14 protein-coding genes are annotated in these 14,191 nt (G+C 61.5%); 7 read left to right on the top strand and 7 right to left on the bottom strand.

Annotated elements, in window-relative coordinates; genetic code table 11:
* Positions 1-80: 80 nt before the first annotated feature.
* From BW43_RS19305 to BW43_RS19290, 4 genes are all read left to right on the top strand, one after another.
* A complete protein-coding gene (locus tag BW43_RS19305; protein WP_032885677.1) occupies positions 81-446 on the top strand; it encodes a response regulator in 366 nt (121 codons plus the stop codon).
* 219 nt (positions 447-665) lie between these two features.
* Positions 666-2,066, top strand: coding sequence for a DUF1254 domain-containing protein (locus BW43_RS19300; RefSeq protein WP_032885678.1), 1,401 nt, complete (start codon positions 666-668; stop codon positions 2,064-2,066).
* Between the two features lie 116 nt (positions 2,067-2,182).
* Positions 2,183-3,733, top strand: a complete 1,551-nt coding sequence (locus BW43_RS19295; protein ID WP_032885679.1) for a J domain-containing protein — start codon at positions 2,183-2,185, stop codon at positions 3,731-3,733.
* Positions 3,730-4,713 (top strand): DUF3829 domain-containing protein, encoded by a 984-nt coding sequence (locus BW43_RS19290; RefSeq protein WP_032885680.1) that lies wholly within the window; start codon positions 3,730-3,732, stop codon positions 4,711-4,713. The genes BW43_RS19295 and BW43_RS19290 overlap by 4 nt, the downstream gene beginning before the upstream one ends.
* On the opposite strand, the gene BW43_RS19285 is transcribed toward BW43_RS19290, so the two are convergent.
* The gene (locus BW43_RS19285; RefSeq protein WP_032885681.1) at positions 4,710-5,381 is read right to left on the bottom strand and encodes a DUF3313 domain-containing protein; all 672 of its coding nucleotides are present in this window, start codon (positions 5,379-5,381) and stop codon (positions 4,710-4,712) included. The two genes, BW43_RS19290 and BW43_RS19285, sit on opposite strands and share 4 nt — an antisense overlap.
* Before the next feature lie 122 nt (positions 5,382-5,503).
* The gene (locus tag BW43_RS19280; protein ID WP_032885682.1) at positions 5,504-5,998 is read right to left on the bottom strand and encodes a hypothetical protein; all 495 of its coding nucleotides are present in this window, start codon (positions 5,996-5,998) and stop codon (positions 5,504-5,506) included.
* Between the two features lie 163 nt (positions 5,999-6,161).
* Here BW43_RS19280 and BW43_RS19275 point away from each other — a divergent pair, with 163 nt between their 5' ends.
* Complete coding sequence (locus BW43_RS19275) at positions 6,162-6,851, top strand: aspartate/glutamate racemase family protein (RefSeq protein WP_032885683.1); 690 nt, start codon at positions 6,162-6,164, stop codon at positions 6,849-6,851.
* Here BW43_RS19275 and BW43_RS19270 read toward each other — a convergent pair.
* The 4 genes from BW43_RS19270 to BW43_RS19255 all read right to left on the bottom strand — a co-directional run bounded on the left by BW43_RS19270 (position 6,848) and on the right by BW43_RS19255 (position 10,885).
* A complete protein-coding gene (locus BW43_RS19270) occupies positions 6,848-7,360 on the bottom strand; it encodes a GNAT family N-acetyltransferase (protein ID WP_032885684.1) in 513 nt (170 codons plus the stop codon). The two genes, BW43_RS19275 and BW43_RS19270, sit on opposite strands and share 4 nt — an antisense overlap.
* A 61-nt stretch (positions 7,361-7,421) precedes the next feature.
* Entirely contained in the window at positions 7,422-8,492 is a 1,071-nt protein-coding gene (locus BW43_RS19265; RefSeq protein WP_032885685.1) for a DUF1176 domain-containing protein, read from the bottom strand.
* A gap of 55 nt (positions 8,493-8,547) precedes the next feature.
* The gene (locus BW43_RS19260) at positions 8,548-9,687 is read right to left on the bottom strand and encodes a glycerate kinase (RefSeq protein ID WP_032885686.1); all 1,140 of its coding nucleotides are present in this window, start codon (positions 9,685-9,687) and stop codon (positions 8,548-8,550) included.
* A 91-nt stretch (positions 9,688-9,778) separates the two neighbouring features.
* Positions 9,779-10,885 carry a sugar diacid recognition domain-containing protein gene (locus tag BW43_RS19255; RefSeq protein WP_032885687.1) on the bottom strand — a complete coding sequence of 369 codons (1,107 nt, stop codon included), beginning with the start codon at positions 10,883-10,885 and terminating at the stop codon, positions 9,779-9,781.
* Between the two features lie 161 nt (positions 10,886-11,046).
* On the opposite strand from BW43_RS19255, the gene BW43_RS19250 reads away from it, so the two are divergent.
* Positions 11,047-12,357, top strand: coding sequence for an MFS transporter (locus BW43_RS19250; protein WP_032885688.1), 1,311 nt, complete (start codon positions 11,047-11,049; stop codon positions 12,355-12,357).
* Between the two features lie 48 nt (positions 12,358-12,405).
* On the opposite strand, the gene BW43_RS19245 is transcribed toward BW43_RS19250, so the two are convergent.
* Positions 12,406-13,110 (bottom strand): SDR family oxidoreductase, encoded by a 705-nt coding sequence (locus tag BW43_RS19245; RefSeq protein ID WP_032885689.1) that lies wholly within the window; start codon positions 13,108-13,110, stop codon positions 12,406-12,408.
* Between the two features lie 101 nt (positions 13,111-13,211).
* Here BW43_RS19245 and BW43_RS19240 point away from each other — a divergent pair, with 101 nt between their 5' ends.
* Entirely contained in the window at positions 13,212-14,114 is a 903-nt protein-coding gene (locus tag BW43_RS19240) for a LysR family transcriptional regulator (RefSeq protein WP_032885690.1), read from the top strand.
* The last annotated feature ends 77 nt before the right edge of the window (positions 14,115-14,191 follow it).

Genomic DNA, 14,191 nt, shown 5'->3' on the forward strand with positions numbered 1-14,191 from the left:
CTACAGGCCGCGCTTACTCAAGGAAGAGGCCTGTCAGAACGGCAGCCGGTAAACCTCGCCTTTTTTGGGAATTCCATATTATGTCCACAGTCATCTCCACCATCCTTGTCGTTGAAGACGACGCCATCGTGCGCATGCTGATCGTCGATGTGCTTGAGGAGTTGGAGTTCAAGGTGCTTGAAGCAGGCGACGCTGAAAAGGCCTTGGAACAGGTTAAAGATACTGACCAGGTGATTGACCTGATGATGACCGACGTAGGCTTGCCCGATATGGACGGCAAGCAATTGGCAACCAAAGTGCGTGAGTTGCGCCCCTCCCTGCCCATCCTGTTCGCCAGCGGCTATGCCGAAAACATCGATGTGCCTGACGGCATGCAGGTGATTGCCAAGCCGTTTTCCATCGATCAACTGCGTGACAAAGTCAAAGCGATGCTGCCCCACGTTTGACACTCGTCGCCGCCCTGCCCCGTTACTCATTCAATAGGACGCTAGCGCGATCGTGCCCCTCAACGCACGTGCCAAAAGACTTCGAGCGCAACTGGGTGCAAACTTCGTCCGGCAAACACGGGTTCAGCTTTTTACGGTTGTATGCGCCGACCGAGGCCAACGTCGATAAAAGCTGAAAACTGGAAGACATCACCCCTGCTCATTAAGAGACGCAACAACATGATCAAACAACCGACGCGCCTGCTGTTGGCGAGCCTCTCGATACTCATGAGTACCGGCGCCTTGGCCGATTTCACCGCGACCCCGAGCGAAGCGCGGGCTATCGCCAAGGAAGCGTATCTGTATGGCTACCCGGTCGTGCAGATGTACAAGACGCTTTACACCCAGGCCGTTGATAAAGGCGGTGCCAACTTCAAGGCGCCGTTCAACCGGATAGGCAACACCGCCCAGGTGTTTACGCCCAAAGACACGGCGTCCTTGACCCCGAGCTCCGACACGGCCTACTCGTTTGTATGGATGGACCTGCGCAGCGAACCGCTGGTGCTGACGTTGCCGAAGATCGAAGACAACCGTTACTACTCGGTGCAGTTGATCGATCTTTACACACAGAACTTCGCCTACCTGGGCACCCGCAGCACCGGCAACAACGGCGGCCACTACATGATTGCCGGCCCGGACTGGAAAGGTCAGCAGCCGGTGGACGTTGACCGCGTGGTGTACAGCGAAAGCAACATCGCCTACGCCCTGTACCGCACGCAGCTGTTCGATGAAAAAGACCTGAACAAGGTCAAGCAGATCCAGAACGGCTACAAAGTGCAGTCCTTGAGCAGCTATGTGAAACAAGCCGCGCCGGCCAAGGCGCCGAAGGTCGAATGGCCCAAGCCTACGGCGACCATGGTCGAAGGCCCGCAGCTGTTCCGCTACCTGAACTTCATGCTCTCCTTCGCCGCCCCTCAGGACAGTGAAAAAGAGCTGCTCGCGCGTTTTGCCAGGATCGGCATCGCCCCCGGCGCACCCTTCACGCTCAACCAATTGACCGCCGAGCAGCGCAAAGCCCTGGAAGATGGCATCAGCGATGCCCGCGCTGAATTTGCAGCGTTCAAAAAAGACAGGATCGAAACGCATCAAGTGCCCAGCGGTGATTTGTTCGGCAGTCGCGACCATCTGCAAAACAACTACCTGTACCGCTACGCCGGTGCGGACCTGGGGATCTTCGGCAACTCCAGTGACGAGGCCGCTTACCTCGAGTACGTCGTCGACAGCGAAGGCAAGCCTGCCAACGGTGCGCGCCACAGTTACACCGTGCATTTCGCCAAGGACCAACTGCCGCCAGCCGATGCGTTCTGGTCCCTGACCCTGTACGACGCAAAGACCAAGTTGCTGGTGCCCAACCACAAGAAACGCTACCTGATCAACTCGCACATGTTGCCTGATCTCAAGCGCGACGCCGATGGCGGCGTGACCCTGGCGCTACAGCACCATGAGCCACCGAAAGCCGAACAGAGCAACTGGTTGCCGGCTCCACCCGGCCCATTCTTCGCTGTGCTGCGCATCTACCTGCCCAAGCCTGAGGTAGGTTCCGGTCAATGGAAGCTACCGCCACTGACGCCGCTTAAGTGACACCTCGCGCCCGGTCGCAACAGCGCTGGACCGGGCGCGCCCTGCCCCATACCGTTGGAATATCACGCCGTAAAACAGGCATGGCGCCTGCGATTGTCTAGGGAGCTGTACCGCACATGACTTGCTGGAATGTCCTCGGCCTGACGCCGGATGCCGATAGCCGTACGATCAAGCGCCAATACGCCGCCTTGCTGAAACAGAACCGCCCGGACGATGACCCGCAAGGCTTTCAGCGCCTGCGCGAAGCCTACGAGGCTGCACTGGCGTGGAACCCGGACGAGCAGGTCGCTGATGACGTGCTGGTCGAGACGCCCGACCAAACCCTCGCTCAGCATTACGAAGCGGCCATGGCCGATGGCACCGCGCTGTTGCTGGAAGTCCACCTGTTACAGCGCTGCATCGAAGGCGATCTGAATGCCGAAGACACCCGGTGGGCCTTCGAAACCTTCAACTGGCTGACTGCCTGGCAACGCCTGGAACTGCCCAGCGCGTTAATCAGCGCCCTGGAGTTCCAGCAACGGACCCAATTGCAGACCCCCTTGCACCAAGCCCTTGGCCAGCAAGACGACGCTGCGTTCCTGGCGGCCTACGCCGCTACACCCAACGCGCATGCCTGGGTGAACAATCATCCCCATGCCGAGTGGTTCAACGAATGGTTGGCCAGACTGCTTGCCAACCATCATTACTGGTCGAGCACTGTATTCGAAGCGGTTTGCGCCGGACAAAACTGGCACGGTGGCGCAGATCATGGGTGCCCCGCTGGAGACTGGGCGCAGATGTTGAAGCGCCAAGAGGGTCCTGCTTTTATGGCGCACCAACGTGCATTGGCCGCACAACCGCCCGACAGCCCGCGACAGCGTGCCGCGCGCTTGCTATTGGCACCCATGAGCCTTGGCCAGCGCCGCGCCTTTGCCCAGCGCTTCGACGAAGACGACTGGAAGGCCTGCAAGACGTTGAGTGCCGATATTTATGCCGACCACGTCAGCGTTGCCGAAGGCATGCCCGGTGGCACGGTGTATTTCTGGCAGGGCTGGGAGGCCTCCATGGACACCTGGCCGTGGATCGTTGCGCTGGTGCTCAGTTGCCTGGTGGGTGTGCTGGTAAAGGCCGAAGCCTTGGCCGGCAAAGTAATACCGACCCTGGGCCAGGGCATTCTGTGGTCGATCGGCGCCGTGGTGTGTGCGGGCATAGCCTGGCAGGCCTGGCGACCGCTGGCCCACCATTACCGCGTGCTGGATGAACAGCTCAGCCAACGCTTGCCCCGCTGGCTCAGCCCGACCCACTTGCCGTTGCTGCCGATACGTGACCTGGTACCGGGTCTCATTCTGGCCGCAGCGTTGGGTTATGTGTTCAGCCCGTTCGCCAGTTTGACCCTGGCGGTCGCACTGGCGCTGGTGGGTTTGATCAAGCGGCCATTCATGAATCACCACACCCCGTGGACCGCCCGGCATCCACGCTGGGCCGTCCTGGGCGGCGCGCTTTGTCTTGTTGGCGCGGTCGCGCTCTATGCCGGGCTGAAGATGCTCGACAACCAGCACCTGGTTACCCGCAACCAAGGTCTGCAGCAGTGGACCGAACGCCTGTGCAGCCGCATGCCACGTAGCGTGGTTGAGTGCCAGGCGCCCGCCACCCAAGTGCAGTGGTACGGCCAGGAGGGCAAGCCATGAATCCAAAATGGTTGTTACCCATAAGCATCGCATTGGGCCTTGGCCTGCTCGGGGTGGCCAGCGCCACCAGACCGTTGCAAAAAGTGCAACTGTGGCTGGACCAGCGCGACAGTCCCTACACTGCCAGAGCCAGTGCCCTGGCACCGATCATTGATTGCGTGAACCGCGTCGACCGGGATACGCGCCTCGCGTATTACCCCATTCCCGAAGTGGAGCCCGACAAGCCCACCCTCGATACCTATGGCGACCGCAATGAGCCCGAGCCGTACCTTATCCAGCGGTCGGTATGTTCGCAGCAGTACACGGTGAAGCTGGAACGCCAGGCGCCCGACAGCAACTTGCTCGCCGCCGCCGGTGCCTACGCGCAAGCGTTGTACAACGTCACGGCACTGGCCGATGGGGTTACTCGCGTGCAGGCGCGCAGCCTGGCGCCGACAACGCAGGAAATAGCGTCAGAGGCCGCTGGCAAGCAATTGCTGCTGGCCTACGATCAGGTCGTCGAAAAATACCTGGCAGCGTCCACTTCTCTGCGCCAACAGTTGGCGGATGAAGACCTGAGTGTGCGTCCCGCCCAACTGGCGTTGCTGGAAGCGCGCTTTGGCCGAGACATGCAGTGGCACTTGCTCAACTACATGATCGCGGCGCGCCAGGCGGTGAACCAGATCGAGCAAGGCGTGCGCGACGCCAACCTGACCCCGCAGCGCGTGGCTGACTTGACCGAGGGGGTACGCAAGGCCGCCGAGGACAGCAGAGTCTTTCTCAATGCCATGCCCAGCAGAAGGCTGGACGATGAGGCGATTTACCTCTGGTACAACATCAAGGCGCCTGCCGATGAATACCTCAAGGCCTTGAACACCCTGCACCAGGACTGGCAGGACCACGCCGCGCCGCAGCAGTTGAGTGACGACTATTACCGCGTCACCCGCCGCTACGACGCCCTGCTCAGCTATTACAACCGCCTGGCCAGAAATGCGTTCTAGTGGTTTCTGAGCTTTACATAGGACTGATGCAGGTCCGACGCCCAGCCATCGATCACGCTTTTGACGTCATCGGCCTTCATTACCTGGGCAGCATTGTCCAACGGCTTGCCGGTGCCTTTGCGCACCACCTGGGCGATCACCTTGCCAGTGGCCCCGTCGAGGAACTGCGCTTCGGTCCCCAAAGTGGTTTCCTGGTCACGGATGCCGGTACCGGTACTCACCGCCGCTGCCACCAAGGCCACCGGGACGAATTCATAGGGTTTCAGGCCCTCGGTCTTGCTGCTGACGGCGGTGATTGCCGCGCGCACCACGATCACGCCAGGGCCGGGCGCGCTGGCCAGGGGCAGTGACTTGGCCAGCTCACGCTTGAGCGCTTGGTTGTAGTAGGCGTTGATACCGTTGAGGGTGCTCTCGGGGATTTTCGCGGTGGCGTGGGGTTTGGGGTAGAACTGAGTCGGTTCGATGTACGCCGCGTTGTAGCGGCTCAGGTCCAGCTTGGGATCGACCCAGCGCATCACCACGGCGCCCGACGGCGACTGGGCTTGTTTGAGTTGGCTGTAGTCGGACAGAAAGCCCGAATACTCATCCGGTTGCGTGACCTTGCTGGCGCAACCGGTCATCCCCAGCGTGGCGATACACAGCGCGCCGATCATTAGCCTTAGTTTCATCATCGAACTCCTTGGCGGTCATCATCGAAACAGTGAGCTGTAGGTATAGCCAATCCTGGGGAATACGCCTTATTTAGCCTCGGGCATTTGCCAGGCCTGGGATCGGCGTCAAAGCTGAAGGCTCAAGCGCGATCGCGCGGGATCAGGCTTTGTAATTGCGAAGCCAGGAAGTTGGCGTCGAAGCCGAAGGTGTCGGGGTCTTTCAGGCCATTGGTTTTCTTCCACAGCCAGTCGTTCTTGTCGGCCGCCAGCACCAGCGAGACGCTGCCATGGCGGGCTGCGGTCAAGCCCATCACCGCGACGGAAATCGAACCGCCCGCCCCCATCACATCCGGCACGAACTCCACGGTTTTGCCGGTGATCTGCACAATGAGCTTCTCAGTCTTGAAGGTGGACGTCTCCACCGGCACGCTCGGGCCGCTGGCCACATAGGCTTCACGATTGACTTCCAGCAGCCCGACGGTTTTGACCGGTTCCAGCCACAGCTCAATCTGCCCGAACAACTCGCCGAGCTTTTGCGCCCAGCGGGCTGACTGCACGTCGAATTGCTGTTTTTTGTGGGCTTCGCTGTCGGCGTAATGACGAAGCATCTCGCCCAGTTGTTGTACATCGTCCATTGCGGATTTCCTTGGGTGAGCCAGGTTGCGAAGACTGATCATGGCAGATGCGGCGGTTCGCCGTACGCCTTAAAACTGCACCGGTCATTTGGCTGGCAACTGCGTATGACTATTGGTTGGCCAGTGGGTAAGGTGAAGTCACATCCCTTGTCAGGAACATCACATGCGCACCATCGGCCTTATCGGCGGCATGAGCTGGGAGTCCAGCGCCGAGTATTACCGCATCATCAACCAGCGCGTGCGCGACCAGCTGGGCCCGCTACGCTCGGCGCAACTGTTGATGTACAGCGTGGATTTCGGCCCGGTGGAACAGGCCCAGCATGCGGGGCGTTGGGATGACACCGCGCAGATCCTCGAAGATGCTGCACGCCGCCTGCAGGCTGGCGGCGCCGAGTGTGTGGTGCTGTGTACCAACACGATGCATAAAGTGGCGCCGCGCATCGAAGCGGCGGTGTCGATTCCGTTCCTGCACATCGCCGATGCAGCCGGTTTGGCCGCAGTGGAGGCCGGTACGCTGACGGTCGGTTTGTTGGGCACCGCATTCACCATGGAGCAGGACTTTCTCAAGTCCCGCCTGACCGATCACGGCCTGACGGTGTTGGTGCCGGACACGGATGAGCGTAAGGATGTGCACCGCATCATCTACGAAGAGTTGTGTGTGGGCGTGATCAGCGACACTTCACGGCAGATCTATCAACGGGTGATCAAATCCCTGGCCGCCCGTGGCGCCCAGGCAATCATTCTTGGTTGCACGGAAATAGGCCTGTTGATCAAGCCCGAACACAGCGACCTGCCGCTGCTGGACACCACCGAGCTGCATGCGCAGGCTGCGGTGGCGTTTGCTCTGGGTTAACCCCGCTGGCGCAGACGGGCCATGCTGACGGTGTCGACAAACACACCGTCACGCAGGGCGTAATCGCGCAGCAGCCCTTCCACCTCGAAACCGAATTTACGGTACAGGTGTTGCGCGGCTTCGTTGTCGGCGTACACCGTTAACTCCACGCGGTGAAGATTCATCCAGTTGTCAGCCACGTCCAGCGCAGCGCTCAACAGACGCGACCCCACCCCCTTGCCCTGCCAGGCCGGCGCAACGCCCATGCCGAACGAACCCACATGGGCCTGGCGCACGCGCAGGTACTGTTCCAAGCCGAGTTGGCCGATCACCTCGCCGCCGTGCACGGCCACTAGTTGCAGCCGACGCTCGTTGTCCATCACCAGCTTGTTGCGCCAGGCCTCCACCGATTGGTAAGGCATTTGCAGCACCTGTCGACACACCGCCGGTTCGTTATAGAGCGCTGCGACGCCCTCAAGATGGGCCTCGGTAAAGCGCTGGATCACGATATGGGGTTCAGGTGTGTGCATGGCGTTTCATCCTTTGAAAGACACGTGGCCAGCCAGTGTAGAGGCCCTGCCCGCCCGATGGCTAGGGCGCTGGCGCCGTCGACCACAACGCAGGCCAATCACCGTAACCCACCCCAGTGCAGCGCGGCATGGACAGCAATTCACTGAGCTGGAAACCCTTGCCGTCGAACACCCAGACGGCGCCCGCGCCACAATCGCCAATTCCCCGGAGCTTGTAGAAATAACTCAAGGTGCCACTAGCTGCGTCATATCCCACAGAGCCTTGCAGTGGTTCGATCCCTAATGGCAAGGGCTCAAGCTGCATCGGGGTTTCGGCATACGGCGCCTGGCGCTGGCGGCTGACCACATCGTATTCACAGTTGTAGGCCGCGCAGTCATAACGCACCACGGTCATCGCCTGCTGCGCGGTGAGGGCACCAGCGTTCGCCTCGGGTGCGCTGCCGGTGCCGTTGTCCTCGGGCGTGACGGTGTGCAACGCGGCCGCTATCAGGCCGGCCTGCTCCTGCGCAGTCAACATCGGTGCTCCTGGGAATTTGCGCAGCACCGGTGTGGGCAAACGTGCAGGCACGGCGCTGGCCGCGCCCTTACCTGGGCGGGCCAAGGCCGTGACGTTATCCACCCGCCCCTGCACCGCATCCATCAACAGCAGCGAAGCGCTCAACCCACTCAGCGACACATGCGCCTGCTCATCCCCCGGCAATTGCAGGCGCTGGCCGTTACGCAAACGCTGCAACCAACGCCGCGCCACTGCCTCCTCGATCACGCCATAGGACTGCACCTCGGGATCACCGCCCTGATCGTCCAGTTCAACGTGCAGCCCCTGCGTCAACTCCAGCCCCAGCGGCTGGCCGTCCAACAGCAGGGTCGACAGGTCGAGCGCCTCACCGCGGTGGTCGAAGCGCAAACGCAGGTAACCTTCAGGCCCGGCCTGATGCCAGATATGCAAAGTCAGCGAGCTGTAGTCCTCCTCGTCGACGCCACTGGGTGCGCTGAGGGCATGGCAATTACGCAGGTTGTCGCAACCCGTGACCCAATTCTTGATTTCCCGGAGCAAGGGAACGGTTTCAGTGTTGGTTTGAGCGAAGGTGGCAGTGCTGGTCAACAGCAAGGCCAGGAGTGCGGGGCGCAACATGGGGACTCTCCGTGTCGAAAAAAGGCGCGGATTGTCCCATGTTCGGGAGGTGGCGTCAGTGCTTGGCCGCCACGCGCCACACCCGCGCAATGTCCGCCGCCCGCTCGCGCAATAAGCGCGGGGCCTCACTGCACGCCTGTTCCAGGCTCATCGGCCCGTTCGGCAAGGCGAAGGCGGCGTCGACGCCGTGGGCGTACATTTGCTCGTAGCCGTCGCCCAGGGTGCCTGCGATGACGATCACGGGCACGCCGTGCTGCTGGGCGATACGAGCGACGCCAAAAGGGGTTTTGCCGCGCAGGGTCTGGGCGTCGAAGCGGCCCTCGCCGGTGATGACCAGGTCAGCGTCGCGCACGACGGCGTCCAGGCCAACCAATTCGGCGACGACTTCCACGCCGGCTCGAAACTGTGCACCGAGAAAGGCCTTGGCGGCGAAGCCCAGGCCGCCGGCGGCGCCGCTGCCGGGTTCGTCGCGCACGTCCTTGGGCAAGACCTTGGCGCAGTGATCGGCGAAGTGGCTGAGGGCCGCGTCCAGCTGTTGGACGTGTGCGGGGTTGGCGCCTTTCTGTGGGCCAAAAATAGCTGAGGCACCGTGGGGGCCACACAGGGGATTGTTGACGTCGGCCGCGATTTCAAAGCGCACCTCAGACAGGCGCGGATCAAGCCGCTCAAGGCTGATATGGGCCAGGCCAGCTAAGGCCAAACCGCCCGGCGCCAGCACTTGGGAGTGGGCATCAAACAAGTGCACGCCAAGCGCCTGCATCGCCCCCGCGCCTCCATCGTTGGTGGCACTGCCGCCAATCGCCAGGATGATGCGCTGTGCGCCGGCATCCAGGGCGGCGCGGATCAGCTCGCCGGTACCGTAAGTGCTGCTGATACACGCATCGCGCTGTCCTGGTGGGACCAATTGCAAGCCGCTGGCTTCGGCCATTTCGATGATCGCCGTGTGGCTGTCGGCCAACCAGCCCCAGCGCGCGTCAACCGTCGCGCCCAACGGTCCGCGAACCGCCTGGCGGCGCAGCTCGCCGTTGCAGGCTGCGAGTACCGAGTCCACCGTTCCTTCACCGCCGTCCGCCATCGGGCACTGGATCAACTGCGCGTCCGGCCAGACCTCAGCCAAGCCTTGGACAATGGCCTGGGCAACGCCTTCGGCACTCAGGCTGTCCTTGAACGAGTCGGGGGCGATGATGATTTTCATGGGCTTTCTCCGGTTTTTATGACGCCCATGCTGCCAGTTGGCACCGGGAATGACGCCGGTCCGATGCACAAGTGCGGGTGAGGTTTGTTGTTCATTCCGACAAAGCCTGGGGCAACAGCTGGACGCCCAGATACAGGGCGAGCATGCCGTCCAGGGTCAGCGGGTCGACGCCACTGAGTTCAGCGATGCGCTCCATGCGGTAACGCAGACTGTTGCGGTGGATACCCAACGCGTCGGCGCAGGCCTGGCTTTGGCCATCGTGCTCGCACCAGCTGCGCAGCGTGGCCAGCAATTGGCCGTTGTTGTCCTTGGCGAGCACTTTGCGCAGGGGGTTGAGCAGTTCATCGAGGGCGTCGTCGTTGCGATGGCGCCAGAGCATCACCGGCAGGCGATAACGGTTGAGGGTCAGCAGCCGTGAGTGCGGCAGTACATCGCGACCGTAGGCCAGTAAGTCGCCCACGCGCCGATAGCAACGGCGCAGCCCGGCCAGTCCTTCCGCTTGCCCGCCGACGGCTACGCGCAGCACATTCCAACCTTGGCCTTCGAGCTTTTCCAGCAGGCGTGGATTATCCACTTGCACCGCCGCGGGCCGGCACCATAACAACGAGAACTGCGCCGAGCTGACGCACCAACTGTCCGGATAGCGCGACGTCAGCCATGCGCTTAATGCCTCCGCCGACTGGCCCGGCCCCAGTTCGAAAAGGTACGGCGTGCGCGCCAGCTGCGGCTTGAGCCCCAGTTGCTGAGCTTCGTCGACCAGGCGCGGCGAATCACCGGTTTCGGCGAGGAGCAACGCCAATAGATCGTCGCAACGCTGGCGTCGCCATTGCTGCTCGGCTTGCTGATGGCGATGGCTGACCAACATTTCTGCGGTCATACGCACAAGTTCCGCGTAGGTGCGCAGCAGTTCAGGTTCGCCGGTGATACCCAGCACGCCGATCAGACGCTGATCGTGCATCAGCGGCAGGTTGATACCCGGCTGTACGCCCTTGAGGTGTTTGGCGGTCTGGCCGTCGATTTCCACCACGCGACCATTGGCCAGCACCAGTTGCGCACCTTCATGGCGGGTGTTGATGCGCTCGGACTCACCACTGCCGAGAATCAGGCCCTGGCTGTCCATGACATTGACGTTGTAGGGCAAAATCGCCATGGTCCGATCGACGATGTCCTGTGCCAAGTCATGATCCAACTCGAACATGAGTCTAAATTCCTAAAAAAGCATGGTTGTTCATCGGCACAGCGCAAAGTTTCCATCACTGTGCGCGAGCACAAAGACAGCACCCCGCCCCGTGGCCGAGACTCGTTGAGCGATCAACGTTACCCTCGCATCGCGAAAAATCATAATAAAGAGAGAACGCCATGTCACAGAGCGCCGCTGCCACACTGGCCACCGATGACGATAAAAACGCCATCTACAAGCGCATTACCCTGCGCCTGATCCCCTTCATTTTCATCTGCTATCTGTTCAACTACCTTGACCGGGTCAACGTTGGCTTTGCCAAGTTGCAGATGCTTGATGCGCTGAAATTCAGTGAAACCGTGTACGGCCTGGGGGCCGGGATTTTCTTCATTGGCTACGTGCTGTGCGGCGTACCGAGCAACCTGGCGCTGACCAAGTTCGGTCCACGGCGCTGGATCGCGTTGATGATGATCGTGTGGGGCACCTTGTCCACGTGCCTGCTGTTCGTCACCACGCCGACGCATTTCTACACCTTGCGCCTGTTCACGGGCGCCGCCGAAGCCGGCTTCTTCCCTGGTGTGGTGCTGTACCTGTCGCAGTGGTTCCCAACGTTCCGACGTGGACGGATCATGGCGCTGTTCATGTCGGCGATTCCGGTGTCCGGCTTACTCGGCAGCCCGTTCTCCGGCTGGATCCTCAACCACTTCGCCGCCGGCCAAGGCGGTTTGGCGGGTTGGCAGTGGATGTTTCTGCTGCAAGGCATCCCCACCGTAATCCTCGGCGCCCTCGCCTACTTCCTGCTCAGTGACACGTTTGCCCACGCCAAGTGGCTCAAACCCCACGAGCGTGCGGTACTGGAAGCCGACCAGGCGACGGACCTGGCCAACAAGCCGAAAACCACCACCGATTCCCTCGCCGAAGTGTTCAAGAACCCGGCGATCTGGGCATTCGGCCTGATCTACTTTTGCATCCAGAGCGGTGTGTACGCGATCAACTTCTGGCTGCCGTCGATCATCAAGAACCTGGGGTTCAGCGATAACTTGGTGATCGGCTGGCTCAGTGCGATCCCGTATTTGCTGGCGGCGGTCTTTATGCTGCTGGTGGGCCGCTCCGCAGACTTGCGCAAAGAGCGTCGCTGGCACTTGGTGGTGCCTATGTTGATGGGCGCGATTGGTCTGGTGATTGCGGTGAACTTCGCCACGACCCCGGCGATTGCGATTCTGGGCCTGACGATCGCCACCATGGGTGCCCTCACCGGTCTGCCGATGTTCTGGCCAGTGCCGACTGCGATGCTCAGCGCGGGCGCGGCGGCGGGTGGTTTGGCGTTGATCAACTCCATGGGCCAGATGGCGGGCTTTCTCAGCCCGTACATCGTGGGCTTTGTAAAGGATGCGACGGGGTCCACCGATATTGCGTTGTACCTACTGGCGGCGGTGATTGTGGCCGGTAGTGTGTTGGCGTTGCGGATGACGCGCACCCTCAAGGCTTGACGGCGTCCATGTGGGAGGGGGCAAGCCCCTCCCACATCTCGTCCGCGTTTACAGCAGCCCGCCGCCGTCGATATCAATGACAGCACCGGTCATGTAGCCATTTTCCATGGCCAGCACATACGCCGCCGCCACTTCCTCTGCCTGCCCCACGCGCCCCACCGGCAACGCGCCACCAGCCTTGGCAAACATCGCCAGGCGCTGGTCCTCGGCCAACCCTGCATACGCCGGGGTATCAATCACACCGGGACTCACCACGTTGACGCGTCGCGGCGCCAACTCCTTTGCCAACTGCTTGCCCAGGGCTTCAGTGGCCGCGTTGATACCAACTTTGATGAACTGGCCCGGCGCCAACTTACGGCCCAGTTGCCCGGAGGTCAGACTGATACTCCCGCGCTCATCTAGGAAAGGCAGCGCCTGCTGGATCGCCCGCAACGCGCCCCAGAGTTTCACGTTGAAGTTGTCCTGGGCCTCGTCCAGATCGGTTTCGATCAAGGTCTTGGCGCGTACCGAAGGGCCGGAGGTGTACACCAGATGGTCAAAACGCCCAACGTTTTCGAACAGACGTTGCAGTGAGTCGGGGTCGGTGACATCCACTGGCTCGCTGCGTAGGCCGTTGTCGCGGCCCGACGATAGGCGCCGCCCCGCCAACACCACCTGAGCACCGCGTGCAGCGGCGGCCTTGGCCACCGCCGCGCCAATGCCACTGCTGCCGCCGATCACGACGACCGTTTTACCGTTGAGGGAAGATGCCATGGGGAGATGTCCTGGGTCAGAAAGTGAGCGTTCATCTTCCCAGCTTGGCAATCGACGAAAAATCCCGGTAAAACGACAAGATCTTTAAAGGATTTTTACAAATGAGCTCAATCCTGGACCTTGAAGTTTTTGTGCGCACCGCCGACACGGGCAGTTTGTCCGCCGCCGCGCGCGGCCTGGGGTTGACGCCTGCTGCGGCCAGCATCGCCCTCAAGCGTCTGGAAACACGGCTGGGCATTCGCCTGCTCGCGCGCTCTACCCGCAGCATGCGCCTGACCGAGGAAGGCAAGCGCTACCTGGACAGCGTGCGCGAAGCCCTGGCCGCATTGGCCGAAGGTGAACAAGCCCTCAAGCAGCACAGCCAGGGGTTGACCGGATTGCTGCAATTGGCCGCGCCGTCGGATTTTGGACGCAATGTCGTCTTGGGCTGGCTGGACGAATTCAAGGCGGAACACCCGAATATCCGCCTGCAATTGCTGCTCAACGACAGCAATGCTGACCTTTTCCGCGACACCGTCGATATCGCCCTGCGCTTCGGCGTACCCCGTGACTCCAGTCTGGTGGCACTGCCTGTCGTGCCCGGTCACCAGCGCATTGCATGTGCCAGCCCCGAGTACCTCGCGCGTCACGGCACACCCACGACGCCCGCGCAGTTGGCGCAACACAACACACTGCGGTACATGCGCCAGGGGCGCGCCAACAGTACGTGGTTCTTTCGCCAGGGCAGCGAGCTGCAGGAAGTCCACGTAACAGGCGATTACCTGAGCGACGACGGTGAAATTGTGCGGCGCTGGGCGTTGGCCGGTCACGGCATCGCCTATAAAGCCAACCTGGATATCGCCCGGGATCTGAAGGCCGGCCGCCTGGTGCACTTGTTGCCGGATTGGCAAGGCGAACCGACGCCATTCAACCTGATGTGCCCGCACCGCCTGCAAGTGTCGGAGCGGGTAAAAGTGCTGCATCGGTTTCTCCAAGTGCGCTGCCATGCGTTGCTGAGCGAATGAAGAAACACGCTCAGGGCTTGTTCCAGAGCCTCTGAGTCTGGTATTGCATGGATGACGTCTCACAGCCGCAAGGAGCT

The organism is Pseudomonas sp. RIT357, assembly GCF_000632245.1.
Taxonomy (GTDB): domain Bacteria; phylum Pseudomonadota; class Gammaproteobacteria; order Pseudomonadales; family Pseudomonadaceae; genus Aquipseudomonas; species Aquipseudomonas sivasensis.